This window comes from Phaeodactylibacter sp., from assembly GCF_040219495.1.
Taxonomy (GTDB): Bacteria; Bacteroidota; Bacteroidia; order Chitinophagales; family Saprospiraceae; genus Phaeodactylibacter.
This window is the reverse complement of the sequence record NZ_JAVJSK010000137.1, coordinates 68,343-81,417: the sequence shown is the minus strand read 5'-3', so window position 1 is coordinate 81,417 and position 13,075 is coordinate 68,343. Positions and strand designations below refer to the sequence as shown.

Below are 13,075 nucleotides of genomic sequence, written 5' to 3'. Positions count from 1 at the left end.
CCGAGTAGAACCATGATAATCCGAAATACCACACTTCTGTTAAGCCTGGCCCTGCTTTTGCTGGGCTGCCAAAAGGACGACAACACCTTTAAGAAACAAGGCCCGGAAATTCAGCCTCTCGTGCCGGTGGAATCCTTCCGGCAGGACCGGGGGCGGGAAGTCAACCTGAGCTTTGAGCTGCGGGCCATCAGTGGGCTGGGCGCCTTGCAAGTACTAAAAGACGGAGAACCCTATGACAATATCGACTTCCCGGCAGACGACCTGATCTTCCAGTATGACTTCAGCTACCTGGTAGGAGACCTCCCGGATGGTACGGCTCTAAACTTCACTCTGGAGCTAACCGATCAGCTTGGCGCTACTGCGGAACCCTTTACCTTTGAGGTGGTAGTCGGGCCGCCCTTCGACATTACGGATGAGACCATTGGCGGTACCGAGGTGAAAGTCATTACCGGCCGCATTAACCGCGACATCCTTCTGGAAGCCCAGCATACCTACCTCATCAACGGGCTGGTATCGGTGGAAGACAACAGCACCCTCACGATTGAGCCAGGCACAACTATTCTCATGCGCACCTTCGATGGCACGGAGGATTCCCGCCTGGCGATTACGCGAGGTTGCCGGATCATTGCCGAAGGCACCAAAGACAGCCCGATTGTCTTCACCAGTCAGGGTGTACTGGACGGCACCGCAGCCTGGGCCGACTGGGGCGGCATATTTGTCTACGGCAATGCCCCTACTAATCAGGCCGCAGTGGTCTTTGAGGAAGGCTTCACCTACGGCGGCAATAATCTGGGCGAAAGTTCCGGTTCCCTGCGCTATGTACGCATTGAGTACGCAGGTAAGAGTGATGCCGATGGTATTCAGTTTTACGGCGTAGGTGCAGGTACGCAGATTCGCTACCTGCAGGTTTGGAATTGCTTCGATAACGGGATCCGGTTCAAAGGCGGCGGGGCGGATATCAAGTATGTTGTAGTGACTGACCACGGGGCCTACGGGCTTTGGGCAGAGCACGGCTGGCGGGGCAGAGGGCAATTCCTGGTTTTCCAGACCTCCATTGCGGCCACCATTATACCGGTCAATTTCAACAATATCGCCCGCTCCCTGGAGCTGCGCAACGATGCCAGCAATTTTGAACTGGAACCCCGCACTTATACCTATATCTCTAATGTCACGATGATCGGCAACGGCAGCACCGATGCAGATGGTACCCGGCGGGGGTTCCGGGTGAGAAGGGGCGCAATGGGGCTTTTCCAAAATATGATCGCCACCAACTACCCGGACGATGCCGTGCGGGTGGAAGATGTAGCTCCGGAAAGGCTGGACGACGGCACTATGGAAATTGGTAACATCCACTCGTGGAGCAACAAGACTAACTACGACGAACTGGCAGCTGACTACTTCCTGCCCAACCCTGATTTCAACCTGAGCGAAGAGCCCGTGCCCGGCATTACGCCCGGCAATTTTGTGGGCTCCGTACCCAGTCCGTTCAATCCGGCAGCAGATGCCCGGTTTGGCAACTGGTTTACACCTGCGCCATACGTTGGTGCAGTCGAAAACGAAGCCAATGACTGGACGGCTGACGGCAGTTGGTGCAAAAACCAGGACGGCACGATACGATAGAACCATTTCAAATTTCAACTTCTTCTAAATTCACTTGTCATGAAACTTCAGCATTCTTTTTTCACCCTTTTGTTGTTCGCACTGGGCGGTATGTTCCTCTTTCAGGCTTGCGGCGATGACGACGAAACCGTATTTCCTACACCGGCAATTTCTGTAGTTGGCGACAACCTCGTCAACCTGAAGCCCGGACAGGATATCACCGTAGAGCTCAGCCTTCAGGCAGAAGGCGGCCTCAGCTCCATCATTGTTAACCGCGGCGGCGGCTTCCTGGAGGAAATCACCCTTCCGGACCCGGACGCCACGACCTTTACCTACACCGGGCAAACGGTTGCTGCCGATGCGATGGAAGGCGAATTGGTGGAGTACGAATTTATTGGTGTGAACACCCAGGACCTGGAGTCTGCTCCGGCAGCTTTCAGCGTAAGCGTCAACCTTTACGATGCTATTGATATTGGCGGCACCTCTGTTTTTGATGTAGATCTCCCGGCGGATGGTATCATTCCGGCTGGCACAACTGTGAAGTTCGCCGAGGGCCGTTCTTACTACCTGGCTCAGCCTGCACCAGATGTAAACATCTCCTTTGAGGAAGGCTCCACTTTCCAGATTGAATCGGGTGTGACCATCTATCTGCAGGCCGGTGTGGATATGGACGTAACGGTCTTTGGTACGGCCGACATCCGCGGCACCGCTGATGCTCCGGTGGTGATGACCAGCGAGAATGTGCTGCGCCCGGGCGTAGAGCCTGAAGCCGGCGACTGGAACGACTTCCAGATTGAAGGGCAGGGCAAAGGCACCAACAGCGGTTTTGTACAGTACCTGCGTATTGAGTATGCCGGAGACCGGGCTTTCGTCCTGGACGATGTAGGCAACGGCACACAGGTATCTCACGTGCAAGTATGGCAGTGTACAGATGAGGCGATCTTCATTGCTGGTGGCGATGTGAATGTTTCCCACCTCATTGCTACCAACTCCGAAGACACCCAATACCGCACTGATGATGACTACACTGGCAATATGCAGTTCATCATTGCCGTAAGTACAGTACCCGGTGCAGGCGCAGAGTCCATGTACCTGCGTGGCGACTCAGAGGCGCTGATCTCCAACGTAACTGTAGTAGGGCCTGGTGCAGAATTTGAGCCCGATGGCGAACCCGATGGTATCCGCTTCTGGTCTTCCCGTGGCAACAAAATGTATAATGCCGTAATCACTGGCATCCCTTCCTGGGCAACCCGCGCCGAAGCCAATGAAACCGATGGCCGGCCTGAAGTCACAGACATCAACGGCCCGGTGGTCTTTGCTTACTCCAATGTATTTGGCTGCGACCAACTGGCGCGCGATGATGCCGAGCCGTTCTTCACAGATCCCTCATTCAACAACTCTGAAGAAGCCATCCCAGGCCTGGGCGCTAACGACTTCGTGCCCGATGCCCGCACGGGAAGCGACTTTGATCCTTCCACTCTGGGCAGCTTCTTCGCACCGGCCAACTTTAAGGGCGCCATCGAAAGCCCGGATAACGACTGGACAATTGGCTGGTCGAAAAACCCGGATGGAAGCGTACGGTAAGCTTCAAAGAATTTGAGTGTAATTAAGCTTTTCTGTCGGCTGGGCATCACTTGCTCAGCCGTTTTTTTTGCATCCGTGTTGCATCTTTGGAATTCCTGTACTACTTTTGCAACATCGTTGCATTAAAATTAAAACTCAAAAGATGAAAATGCTGAAGTATTCCTGGCTGTTTATGCTGGCGCTCGCCGTAACGGTTTTCACTGGTTGTGATGAAGATGATGACCATGATCACGATCATGGAGACAATGACATCACCATTAATATCCTGGAGCCTGGTGCGGATGAGGTCGTGGCAGACGCAAGTGATGTGCATATCCATATTGAAATTGAAGCGACCGAAGACAACCACGACATCGACATCCTCCTTCACCCGGACGGTGATTTATCCGATAAAATTATTGAGGTCAACCTGCACGAGCATGATCAGAAAGTCAGCTTTGAGCAGGATGTTGACCTGTCTTCCTACCCGGCGGGCACCAAGTTTCACCTGGAAGTGGAAGCCTGCAAGGATCACGACTGTGAGGAGCGGGAGTTTGCGGATGTAGAGTTCTCGATTCAGTAGGTTCTTTATTTCCAGACCGGTCTGCATAAAGCACCGGTAATGCCATTTGGGAGTTCCCCATTGTGGCGTTACCGGTGCTTTTTTTTCACCCATCCTGCAACGTTCTAACTAACCAAAGTCATTGACAACCAATGAGAAAAATCATCAGCTCTGCTCTGAAAATAAGGATACATTTGGACAAGACATCAAAAACAACGCATCATGAAAATTATAATCCGGACCACGATACTGCTTTTGGCCGCACTGCTGATGACCAGCGCTGGCAGGCGGGATGTGCGCACCGGTATGGTGCAATTTGACCAGGCTTTTCTACCTGCACTGGATTATACCCTTCGGGCCAATACACACGACGCCAAAAAGGCAGTCTTTTATCTCGAATTCCGGTGGCGGCGGCTGCGCGGTCAGTTGTCGCATCAGTATCCGGGAGAGCAGGAGACCCTGCGCCGTATCGACAGCTGGCTGGGTGATGCTTATTACGCTATTGATGCCAACCGACCCTACACCGCAGCCAATCAGTTGGAGCATGTCAAATATGAGCTGATGGTCCTTCGCGGCCACTACGGCATCGACTACTACCTGGACGATCTGTACGACTTCCAGGGCGGGCTTGAAATGCTCACCGAAGCAGCCAGCGATGAAATGCTATGCCTTATGGACTGGGGCGAATTTACAGCCCTCGGCAAGGAACTCCGCCTGGAATGGCAGTACATTATGCAAAAACCTTTTGACCAGGAACTGTACGACTTTGACGACCAAACCGTCAAACAACTAATATACGAACAACGCGCAATGGCGGAAGCCCTCTATTCTTTCGCAAAAGCGACCAACCGGGCAGACCGCGCCGATGTAGCTACCGCAGCCAGAGACCTCTTACCTCACTACAACGAAGTACTTCGGCTCTTTGGCGACTATCAGTCTACACAAACCTTCTTTGCCCGTCATAACCTTATTAAATTAACAGAAAATCGGCCATTATGAATCCGGACACACCTATTCGGGAAATTATGACAACCAGCCTTACTACGGTTGGTCCCGACCACAGCGTAGAAGCCATTCAGGAACTGTTCCGTGAAAATGAATTTCACCATATTCCGGTCGTCGACCGGGGCGAACGCCTGATCGGTATTATAAGCAAGGAAGATGTTTTCAAGCTTTCCTATGTGCTGTCTCTTCAGACCACAGGCAAACAGTATTCTAAGAAAGAGTACCAAAGCCTGAAAGCTTCAGACATCATGACCCGCTACCCCGTTACTCTGGACCCCGAAGATACGGTAGGCCTGGCGGCAGATATTTTTCTGGCCAACAAGTTCCATGCCCTGCCCATCATAGAGGATGATCAGCTCATGGGCCTGATAACAACCCACGACCTGCTCTCCCACCGGTTTGGAGAGCCTACCCCTGCCAAGCAGGAGGAAGTATTTGAAGAAGATTTGTAAATCTGAAAAATTAGCAGCCATGACTGATAAAACCACCACTGTTGCTCAAATTATGAGCACACCTGTAATCACAGTAGGACCAAACGATACAATGAGCGATGTACAGGATATCTTCCGCAAGAATAACATCCACCACATTCCGGTGGTAGACGATGGCAAAGTGGTGGGTATCATCAGTAAGTCTGATTATTATCGACTTCTGCACGGCTTCACTCTGTTCAAAACCCAGAAAAGTGAGGAGTACAACGATGCCATCATGCGCTCCCTCCTGGCCGGAGAAGCCATGACCCGGCAAGTGGCGACCCTCGCTCCTGATGATTCGCTGGAGATGGCTGTCGGCTTCTTCCGGGAGAACCTCTTCCACGCCCTCCCGGTGGTGGACAAAGGCCGGCTGATCGGCATTGTGACGACTTTTGATCTGCTCACCTATGCTTATGCTACTCCACTAATCATGGAAGATTAAAAATATATTGACAGGTTGGACAGCCGCTTCCGGGTACCGGGGGCGGCTGTTTTTTTTACCTTTCTAAAACACCCGCGGCTCAAACCCCTCCGCATTCATAATTGCAGCCGAATCACCGGTAGCGCGGATAACGAACAAGCCTCGTTTTTCGGCCATATCTTCGCTGTTCTCTTCAGCGCGGAGGAAGGCAACAGCACCGTACACGTTGTGGTCATGGTATTCGGACAGCCAGGTTTTTACCTGTTGCAGCTTTTTGATGTGCTGACGGACATGCTTCGTGCGCAAGGTGGTCTTGACTTCGATGACCACGATCTCTTTGCCGTTATGAGCAATGATATCGAACTCATAGCTCCGGCCTTCGTAGGTACCTTTCACGCGGGTAGAGGTCCGGTTGATCCTGATGCCCTTTTCCTGAAGGATTCGCACCACATCACCCTCCACTAAAGACTCCATGAGGCGCCCCCACTGCGATTCGAATAAGTCGAAAGCCTGTTGAATGCGTTTGTCGGTCTCCTTGAATTTCGCATCGGTCTCCTTAAACTTCGCGTCCGTCTCCTTAAACAATTGCTTGATTTCTGCCCAGGTCAATTCTTCTGCCATGAGTAATCCGTTTGAAATTTATGCTAAACACAAAACTCCTGTAAAGCCAGTTAAGTTCCCACCTCCCCGCCCCAACCCGCCTTTTACAAGCCCCCGGGCAGCATATCTACCACAATTTTTCTACCTTTGGGCGTCTTAGAGAAACTGTATCTGCAGCTCTTTAATCGACTTAAAAAATATCCGAACCGCTATGTCAGCAGACACCTTCAGTAAAGTAGACGAAATGAAGGCGGCCATCGAGGCCGATCAGCCGGGCGACCTGCAGGCGCTCGAGCAGTTTCGCATCAAATACCTGGGCTCCAAAAACGTCATTAAGGCACTATTTGGGGAAATCCGAAATATCCCGAACGAACAGAAAAAAGAGTACGGGCAGCGGGTTAATGCCGTTAAGGAAGCTGCCGAGGCCAAGTACAACAGCCTGAAGCAACAGCTCGAAACCGCTGCGGAAGAAGCAGCCGTCAAAGACATCGACCTGACCGCGCCGGGGGAGCCCATCGAACTGGGGTCCCGACACCCGATTGCCGTGACCATGAACCGCATCATCCGCATCTTTGAGCGTATTGGTTTTGTGGTGGCCGACGACCGGGAAATTGAGGACGACTGGCACAACTTCACCGCTATGAATACGCCGGAAGACCACCCGGCACGCGATATGCAGGACACTTTCTACCTGCAAAACAGCATGGAGATGCTCCTGCGCACCCACACCTCTTCGGTACAGGCACGGGTGATGAAGCATACACAGCCGCCCATCCGCATTATTGCGCCGGGCCGGGTGTACCGCAACGAGACCGTCTCTGCACGCTCCCATTGTCAGTTTCATCAGGTGGAAGGCTTGTATGTGGATGAGAATGTCTCTTTCGCCGACCTGAAGCAGACGCTGCTGTACTTCGCCCGGGAGATGTTCGGGCCCGATGCGCAAATCCGCCTGCGCCCTTCCTACTTCCCGTTTACCGAGCCAAGCGCGGAGATGGATGTCTACCTCGGCACCGAAACCGAGAAAGACTACCGCCTCACCAAGGGCACCGGCTGGCTGGAAATTCTGGGCTGTGGCATGGTGGACCCCGCAGTGCTCGACAACTGCGGCATTGATTCCACCAAATACACCGGCTTTGCCTTCGGCATGGGCATTGAGCGGCAGGCGCTGCGCCTGTATGACATCGGCGACATCCGCCTTTTCTTTGAAAACGATGTGCGCTTCCTGAAGCAATTCGCTTCCACGTTCTAGAAAAAACGACTATGAAACCGAGTATCCCTAAAGGTACACGCGACTTCGGCCCGGCTGAGGTCCTCAAACGCAATTACATATTCGACACCATACGGGAAGTCTTCGTGCGCTATGGCTTTCAGCCTATTGAGACGCCGGCCATGGAAGACCTCGCCACCCTGACCGGCAAGTACGGGGAAGAGGGCGACCAACTGCTGTTCAAAGTGCTGAACAACGGTGACTTTCTGTCTAAAGCCGATGATCAGGCGCTGCAGGCTAAGGACTCTGTGAAAATCATCCCTTCCATCTCCAAGCGGGGGCTGCGCTACGACCTTACGGTGCCCTTCGCCCGATTTGTGGCCATGCACCAAAATGACATCCCTTTTCCCTTCAAGCGCTACCAAATTCAACCGGTTTGGCGTGCCGACCGGCCGCAGAAGGGGCGATATCAGGAGTTCTACCAATGCGATGTAGATGTGGTAGGCTCGGAGTCCCTCATGTTCGAAGCCGAACTCGCACAGATTTACGATGAGGTGTTCCAAAAGCTGGGGCTCAAGGTGGTCATTAAGCTCAACAACCGGAAAATCCTGGCAGGCATGGCAGAAGCTGCCGGTTTGTCTGAAGACCGCTTCATGGACATGACTATCGCCATCGACAAACTCGATAAAATTGGCATGGATGGTGTGAAGCAAGAGCTCAACAAGCGGGATATCTCAGACGACGCTATCGCAAAAATTGAGGCCATGCTGGGCACCACTGAGCTGGAAGCCCTTAAATCCACCTTTGCGGCAAGCGAAACCGGGCTCAAAGGCATTGAAGAACTGGAAACCGTCTTCAGTTACCTCAATCTGGGCGACACTCAAAATACCATCCAATTCGATATCACCCTGGCCCGCGGGCTCAACTACTACACCGGCTGCATTTACGAAGTAGCCGTTGACCTGGAAGCTGAAGGGCAGGAAAACATCAAAATGGGCAGCATCGGCGGAGGCGGCCGCTACGCCAACCTCACTGAAAACTTTGGTATGAAGACCAATGGTTCCGGTGTGGGCGTGTCCTTCGGGGCGGAGCGCATTTACGATGTTATGGAAGAACTCAGCCTCTTCCCGGAAGACAAAGCCAATACCCTGCAATTGCTGTTCATTGCCTTTGATGAGAAGGCGCACCGCTACGCCTTCAAAGCCCTGCAGCAAGTACGGGCAGCGGGTATCAATGCCGAACTTTACCCCGAGCCCGCCAAGGTTAAGAAGCAGATGAAGTACGCCGATCAGCGTAATGTGCCTTACACCATCGTTATTGGCGACCGCGAGATGGAATCGGGTGAACTGGCGTTCAAAAACATGGCGAGTGGCGAACAGGAGGGCCTCCAACTAAATGCCATTATAGACCACCTAAAGTGATGAAGCGTTTTTACCTCAGCTTACTGCTATGTGCCATCGGCAGCCTTGCTATTGCGCAGGAGCTGCAGTTGGAAAATACTGCTAACGGGCGTTCCCTTACCCTTAAGCCGGGCAGCACAATAGATTTGCACCTGGAGTTGCCTGCCGCTCAGATGGTCCGTACCAACAACCGGGTACTGACCGGTGCATTGCAGGCTCCGGAAAAAGGGCTGCTGCAAATTCTCCCCGTAGAGGAAACCAAGCAGTACATTTTTGAAAATGGGCTGCAACGGGAAGATAAAACCTATTATGAGGAGCTCCTCGGCCGTCAACCCTACCGTCTTCCTCTGGAAGAAGTCCATTTAATCTGTTACCGCACTCCGGCTGTTGAGCGCCTGAATAAAGCCGGTAAAGCCCTGATGGCTGCCGGTGCTGCCGGTGCTTTACTCGTTGCTCCGCTAGCCAGTATTGATTACGGCGAAGGGAGCTTTAACAGCGACCGCTACTTCCGCATCACCGGTTACAGCCTGATTACGGCTGGCGTGGGCGTAGCAGTCAAGCTCAGCACTCGCAAACGTAACTTTGCCATCCTGCAGCCCGGCGAAAGCCCGGATAAAAACCGCTGGACCTTAAAGATCCTTAACTAATCCGCCATGCCAAAATTCACCCACCTCTCCCAAGTACGTACGGCTATTGAAGATGGCGACCTGACCTGCACTCAACTCGTGGAATACTACCTTGACCAGATTGAGCAGCAGGCTCACCTGAATATCTATGTAGAAGTCTACGCGGAGGAAGCTCTGGAACGCGCCCGCACCCTCGACGCCCGTTATCAGCAGTCGCCCGGAGAACTCGGCCGGCTGTACGGCATGGTACTTTCGCACAAAGATGTCATCTGTTACGCCGGGCATGGTGTTCAGGCCGGTTCTAAGATTCTGGAAGGTTTTGAATCCCTCTTCTCTGCTACAGCTATTGAGCGGCTACTCGCTGAAGATGCCATCATCATCGGGCGGGTAAACTGTGATGAATTTGCGATGGGCTCTTCCAACGAAACTTCCCACTTCGGGCCGGTGCGCAACGCTGCTGACCCGGAGCGGGTGCCCGGTGGCTCCTCCGGGGGCTCTGCGGTAGCCGTACAAGCAGACACCTGCCTGGCTTCCCTAGGTTCAGATACCGGCGGCTCGGTACGGCAGCCGGCCTCCTTCTGTGGGGTGATTGGGATGAAACCCACCTACGGACGGATTTCCCGACACGGGCTGCTGGCCTATGGCTCTTCCTTTGACCAAATCGGCACCCTGACTCATTCGGTACAGGATGCAGCACTACTGCTGGAAATCATGGCCGGCCCAGATGAATACGACAGCACGGCCAGCCAAAAGCCTGTACCAACAGCGGCGGAGATCAAGACTGCCCCCTCTGGAAAGCGCATTGCCTATTTCCCGGCCGCCCTGCAGCACGAAAGCATACAGCCCGAAGTGAGGGCCACTGCCCAGTCCTTTATTCAGCAGCTGGAAGCTCAGGGGCATACCGTGGAGGGCGTTGAATTTGACCTCCTCGATTACCTGATCCCGGCCTATTACGTGCTGACGACTGCGGAGGCTTCCTCTAACCTCAGCCGGTACGATGGCATCCGCTATGGGTACCGCAGCCAAAATGCCACCGATCTGCTGTCTACCTATCAGCAGTCCCGCACAGAGGGCTTCGGTACGGAAGTGAAACGCCGCATTATGCTTGGCACCTTTGTGCTCAGCGCGGGCTACTACGATGCCTACTACACCAAAGCCCAAAAAGTACGCCGCCTGCTCAAAGAAAAAACAGATGCCATTTTCCGGGATTACGACTTCATCATGATGCCTGCTGCACCGACCACCGCCTGGAAACTGGGCGATAAATCGGCTGATCCGGTAGAGATGTACCTGGCCGATATTTTCACAGTGCAGGCAAACATGGCAGGAATCCCGGCCATCTGCATTCCCGCCGGAGCGGACGAAGCCGGCCTGCCCATAGGCATGCAGCTGATGGGGCCCAAATTTACGGAAGCAGCGCTGCTGAGCCTGGCCAGCACCCTCACCCGTTAATCATACTTCAACCACATGACCCGACCCAACTATACCGAACGCGCAGCTCAGTTTGAATCGACTGCTGATGCCCTAAACCAACGGTACAACCGCCTTTCCATTATCCGCCTACTGATTTTTCTGGGTGGTATCGCTGCGGTGATACTCCTCTGGAATGGGGTGCACGCTTTGGCCGGTGTGGGCAGTATTATTATCTTTCTGGCAGGCTTTTACCGCTTTGTCACCTGGCACCAACGGCTGAAGACGGAAGAACAGCATCAGCGCAACCTCGCCAAAGTCAATACCTGGGAGGCTGCCGTGGAGCAGCACGATTTTTCCAACTACGATGATGGGACTCGTTTCCTGGATCAAAGCCATCCCAATGCCATAGATTTGGACCTCTACGGGCCTTTTTCCATGTTTCAATACCTCAACCGGGCGGTCACTGCCCTGGGGCAGCAAATGCTTGCCCGATGGCTGGCCGAACCGGCTGCGCCCGAGGCCATCCAACAACGGCAGGAGGGGCTGAAGGAACTCGGAACAATATTGGATTGGCGGCAGCACTTTCAGGCGTATGGACTGGAAACGGAGGATAACCTCGAGCAAATCAGCCTCCTGCACCGATGGATGAAGGAGCCCCCCTTTCTAACCAACAAAAAATGGGTAGCCGTGGCGCTTTACGCCATTCCTGTCTGGTCGGTCGCCGCCGCTGTAATTTGGGCACTCTACCTGCCCTGGTACCTGGGCATTTTGCTCTACCTGCCCGCCCTGCTTATCTTGCGGCAGTTTGTGGAGCGGGTTAACGAAACGCACCAAAAAACAACGCATGCGGAAATGGCCCTTCGCCACTATGCACAGCTTATTCAGCACATTGAGGGTCAAACTTTCCAAAGCCCCTTCCTGCGCCAACTCCACGATGAGCTGTCCACCGAAGGACAGCCTGCCTCTGCTATGATCCGCCGCCTGTCTTACATCATCCGGCAATTGAATGTGCGGTACAATGCCTTTTCCTTTATCTTCAACATCTTCGGGCTGTGGGAACTACAGTATGTCTACCGGTTGGAACAATGGAAAGCGGCCGTCAAGGGGCATCTGCCAAGGTGGTTTGAAGCTATGGCCAGTTTTGAAGCGCTGAGCAGCCTGGGCAACCTTCACCACAACAATCCCGAGTGGAATTTCCCCGCCATCACAAATAGTGCCGTGGTAGAAGCCGAAGCCCTGGGCCATCCGCTCCTGCACCGCGATAAGCGCGTATGCAATGACATCCACCTGCCCACCAACGGGCACATCAAGCTCATCACCGGTTCGAATATGGCAGGCAAGAGTACCTTTCTGAGAACAGTAGGCCTGAATATGGTGCTCGCTATGTGCGGCGCCCCGGTCTGTGCCCGCCGCATGACCCTCCCTCCCCTGCAGGTCTACACGAGTATGCGCACGCAGGATGCCTTGCAGGAAAGCACATCTTCCTTCTACGCCGAGCTCAAGCGGCTGAAGTTTATCATTGAAGCCGTGGAGGACACCGCCGATCATCAGCCACCGCAGCTACAGGCCTTTTTCCTGCTCGACGAAATCCTCAAGGGTACCAACAGCAACGACCGGCATACCGGCTCCAAGGCGCTCATCCGGCAGCTCATCCGCAGCCGGGGCTCAGGCATTATTGCCACACACGACCTTGAACTGGGGCAGCTCGAAGCCGAAGCCAATGGCACTATTGAGAACCTGCGCATTGAGGTGGAAATACAAGGCGGGGAGCTGCACTTCGACTACAAGCTCAAGAAAGGCGTGAGCCAGTCCTTTAACGCCACGCTTTTGATGAAGCGGATGGGGATCAAGATTGAGGAATGAGCTTTAAGAGCGAGCCATTGACCTTTTTATTCTAAATTTGTGTTGACTGTATAAATAGTTGAAATGCTGCATTCTATGTTCTTTCTAAATAGGGTGACACAGCCGTTTCTCATTTAACGATCAGTAATATGCGGACTATCACAGTAGATATTATAAACGAAAAAGCACTGAACCTTTTACGGGACATGGAGTCTTTGGAGCTTATCCGTTTGAGAAACAGCAAGCCCGAAGAGCATAGAGAACCTGTAGACTGGACTAAGTATAAAGGAGCTATGTCCAAACAGCTTTTAAGCGAGATTGACCAACAGTTAGACGAATTGAGAGGCGAATGGGAATAAAGTAT

General features: G+C 53.3%; 13 protein-coding genes. 12 read left to right on the top strand and 1 reads right to left on the bottom strand.

The features are described from left to right. Positions 1 to 12: 12 nt before the first annotated feature. The 6 genes from RIC19_RS22165 (at position 13) to RIC19_RS22140 (ending at position 5,644) form a co-directional block, all read left to right on the top strand. Positions 13 to 1,620 (top strand): beta-helix domain-containing protein, encoded by a 1,608-nt coding sequence (locus tag RIC19_RS22165; RefSeq protein WP_350180562.1) that lies wholly within the window; start codon positions 13 to 15, stop codon positions 1,618 to 1,620. A 39-nt stretch (positions 1,621 to 1,659) separates the two neighbouring features. After that, the gene (locus RIC19_RS22160; protein WP_350180561.1) at positions 1,660 to 3,183 is read left to right on the top strand and encodes a beta-helix domain-containing protein; all 1,524 of its coding nucleotides are present in this window, start codon (positions 1,660 to 1,662) and stop codon (positions 3,181 to 3,183) included. A gap of 142 nt (positions 3,184 to 3,325) precedes the next feature. After that, on the top strand, positions 3,326 to 3,745 hold the full coding sequence (locus tag RIC19_RS22155) for a hypothetical protein (RefSeq protein WP_350180560.1): 420 nt from the start codon (positions 3,326 to 3,328) through the stop codon (positions 3,743 to 3,745). A gap of 201 nt (positions 3,746 to 3,946) precedes the next feature. Continuing rightward, positions 3,947 to 4,723, top strand: coding sequence for a hypothetical protein (locus RIC19_RS22150; RefSeq protein ID WP_350180559.1), 777 nt, complete (start codon positions 3,947 to 3,949; stop codon positions 4,721 to 4,723). Then, the gene (locus RIC19_RS22145; protein ID WP_350180558.1) at positions 4,720 to 5,181 is read left to right on the top strand and encodes a CBS domain-containing protein; all 462 of its coding nucleotides are present in this window, start codon (positions 4,720 to 4,722) and stop codon (positions 5,179 to 5,181) included. Before RIC19_RS22150 ends, RIC19_RS22145 begins: the two co-directional genes overlap by 4 nt. A gap of 19 nt (positions 5,182 to 5,200) precedes the next feature. Continuing rightward, positions 5,201 to 5,644: a CBS domain-containing protein gene (locus RIC19_RS22140; RefSeq protein WP_350180557.1), complete on the top strand. Its 444-nt coding sequence runs from the start codon at positions 5,201 to 5,203 to the stop codon at positions 5,642 to 5,644. Positions 5,645 to 5,707: 63 nt separating this feature from the next. Here the strand turns inward: RIC19_RS22140 and RIC19_RS22135 are convergent, their stop codons facing one another. Continuing rightward, on the bottom strand, positions 5,708 to 6,244 hold the full coding sequence (locus tag RIC19_RS22135) for a YraN family protein (RefSeq protein ID WP_350180556.1): 537 nt from the start codon (positions 6,242 to 6,244) through the stop codon (positions 5,708 to 5,710). Positions 6,245 to 6,434: 190 nt separating this feature from the next. Between RIC19_RS22135 and pheS the strand changes: the two genes are divergently transcribed. The 6 genes from pheS to RIC19_RS22105 all read left to right on the top strand — a co-directional run bounded on the left by pheS (position 6,435) and on the right by RIC19_RS22105 (position 13,070). After that, positions 6,435 to 7,472: a phenylalanine--tRNA ligase subunit alpha gene (gene pheS / locus RIC19_RS22130; protein WP_502930854.1), complete on the top strand. Its 1,038-nt coding sequence runs from the start codon at positions 6,435 to 6,437 to the stop codon at positions 7,470 to 7,472. Positions 7,473 to 7,483: 11 nt separating this feature from the next. After that, positions 7,484 to 8,851: a histidine--tRNA ligase gene (hisS, locus tag RIC19_RS22125; protein ID WP_350180555.1), complete on the top strand. Its 1,368-nt coding sequence runs from the start codon at positions 7,484 to 7,486 to the stop codon at positions 8,849 to 8,851. Continuing rightward, on the top strand, positions 8,851 to 9,477 hold the full coding sequence (locus RIC19_RS22120) for a hypothetical protein (RefSeq protein WP_350180554.1): 627 nt from the start codon (positions 8,851 to 8,853) through the stop codon (positions 9,475 to 9,477). Before hisS ends, RIC19_RS22120 begins: the two co-directional genes overlap by 1 nt. Positions 9,478 to 9,483: 6 nt before the next feature. Beyond that, positions 9,484 to 10,908, top strand: coding sequence for an Asp-tRNA(Asn)/Glu-tRNA(Gln) amidotransferase subunit GatA (gatA, locus tag RIC19_RS22115; RefSeq protein ID WP_350180553.1), 1,425 nt, complete (start codon positions 9,484 to 9,486; stop codon positions 10,906 to 10,908). A gap of 15 nt (positions 10,909 to 10,923) precedes the next feature. After that, entirely contained in the window at positions 10,924 to 12,732 is a 1,809-nt protein-coding gene (locus tag RIC19_RS22110) for a MutS family DNA mismatch repair protein (RefSeq protein WP_350180552.1), read from the top strand. A 128-nt stretch (positions 12,733 to 12,860) separates the two neighbouring features. Then, entirely contained in the window at positions 12,861 to 13,070 is a 210-nt protein-coding gene (locus RIC19_RS22105; protein ID WP_350180551.1) for a hypothetical protein, read from the top strand. The last annotated feature ends 5 nt before the right edge of the window (positions 13,071 to 13,075 follow it).

Bases quoted from the DNA above. Each gene is read 5' to 3' on its own strand.
- RIC19_RS22165 (WP_350180562.1), top strand. From the start codon at position 13: ATGATAATCCGAAATACCACACTTCTGTTAAGCCTGGCCCTGCTTTTG.
- RIC19_RS22160 (WP_350180561.1), top strand. From the start codon at position 1,660: ATGAAACTTCAGCATTCTTTTTTCACCCTTTTGTTGTTCGCACTGGGC.
- RIC19_RS22155 (WP_350180560.1), top strand. From the start codon at position 3,326: ATGAAAATGCTGAAGTATTCCTGGCTGTTTATGCTGGCGCTCGCCGTA.
- RIC19_RS22150 (WP_350180559.1), top strand. From the start codon at position 3,947: ATGAAAATTATAATCCGGACCACGATACTGCTTTTGGCCGCACTGCTG.
- RIC19_RS22145 (WP_350180558.1), top strand. From the start codon at position 4,720: ATGAATCCGGACACACCTATTCGGGAAATTATGACAACCAGCCTTACT.
- RIC19_RS22140 (WP_350180557.1), top strand. From the start codon at position 5,201: ATGACTGATAAAACCACCACTGTTGCTCAAATTATGAGCACACCTGTA.
- RIC19_RS22135 (WP_350180556.1), bottom strand. From the start codon at position 6,244: ATGGCAGAAGAATTGACCTGGGCAGAAATCAAGCAATTGTTTAAGGAG.
- pheS (WP_502930854.1), top strand. From the start codon at position 6,435: ATGTCAGCAGACACCTTCAGTAAAGTAGACGAAATGAAGGCGGCCATC.
- hisS (WP_350180555.1), top strand. From the start codon at position 7,484: ATGAAACCGAGTATCCCTAAAGGTACACGCGACTTCGGCCCGGCTGAG.
- RIC19_RS22120 (WP_350180554.1), top strand. From the start codon at position 8,851: ATGAAGCGTTTTTACCTCAGCTTACTGCTATGTGCCATCGGCAGCCTT.
- gatA (WP_350180553.1), top strand. From the start codon at position 9,484: ATGCCAAAATTCACCCACCTCTCCCAAGTACGTACGGCTATTGAAGAT.
- RIC19_RS22110 (WP_350180552.1), top strand. From the start codon at position 10,924: ATGACCCGACCCAACTATACCGAACGCGCAGCTCAGTTTGAATCGACT.
- RIC19_RS22105 (WP_350180551.1), top strand. From the start codon at position 12,861: ATGCGGACTATCACAGTAGATATTATAAACGAAAAAGCACTGAACCTT.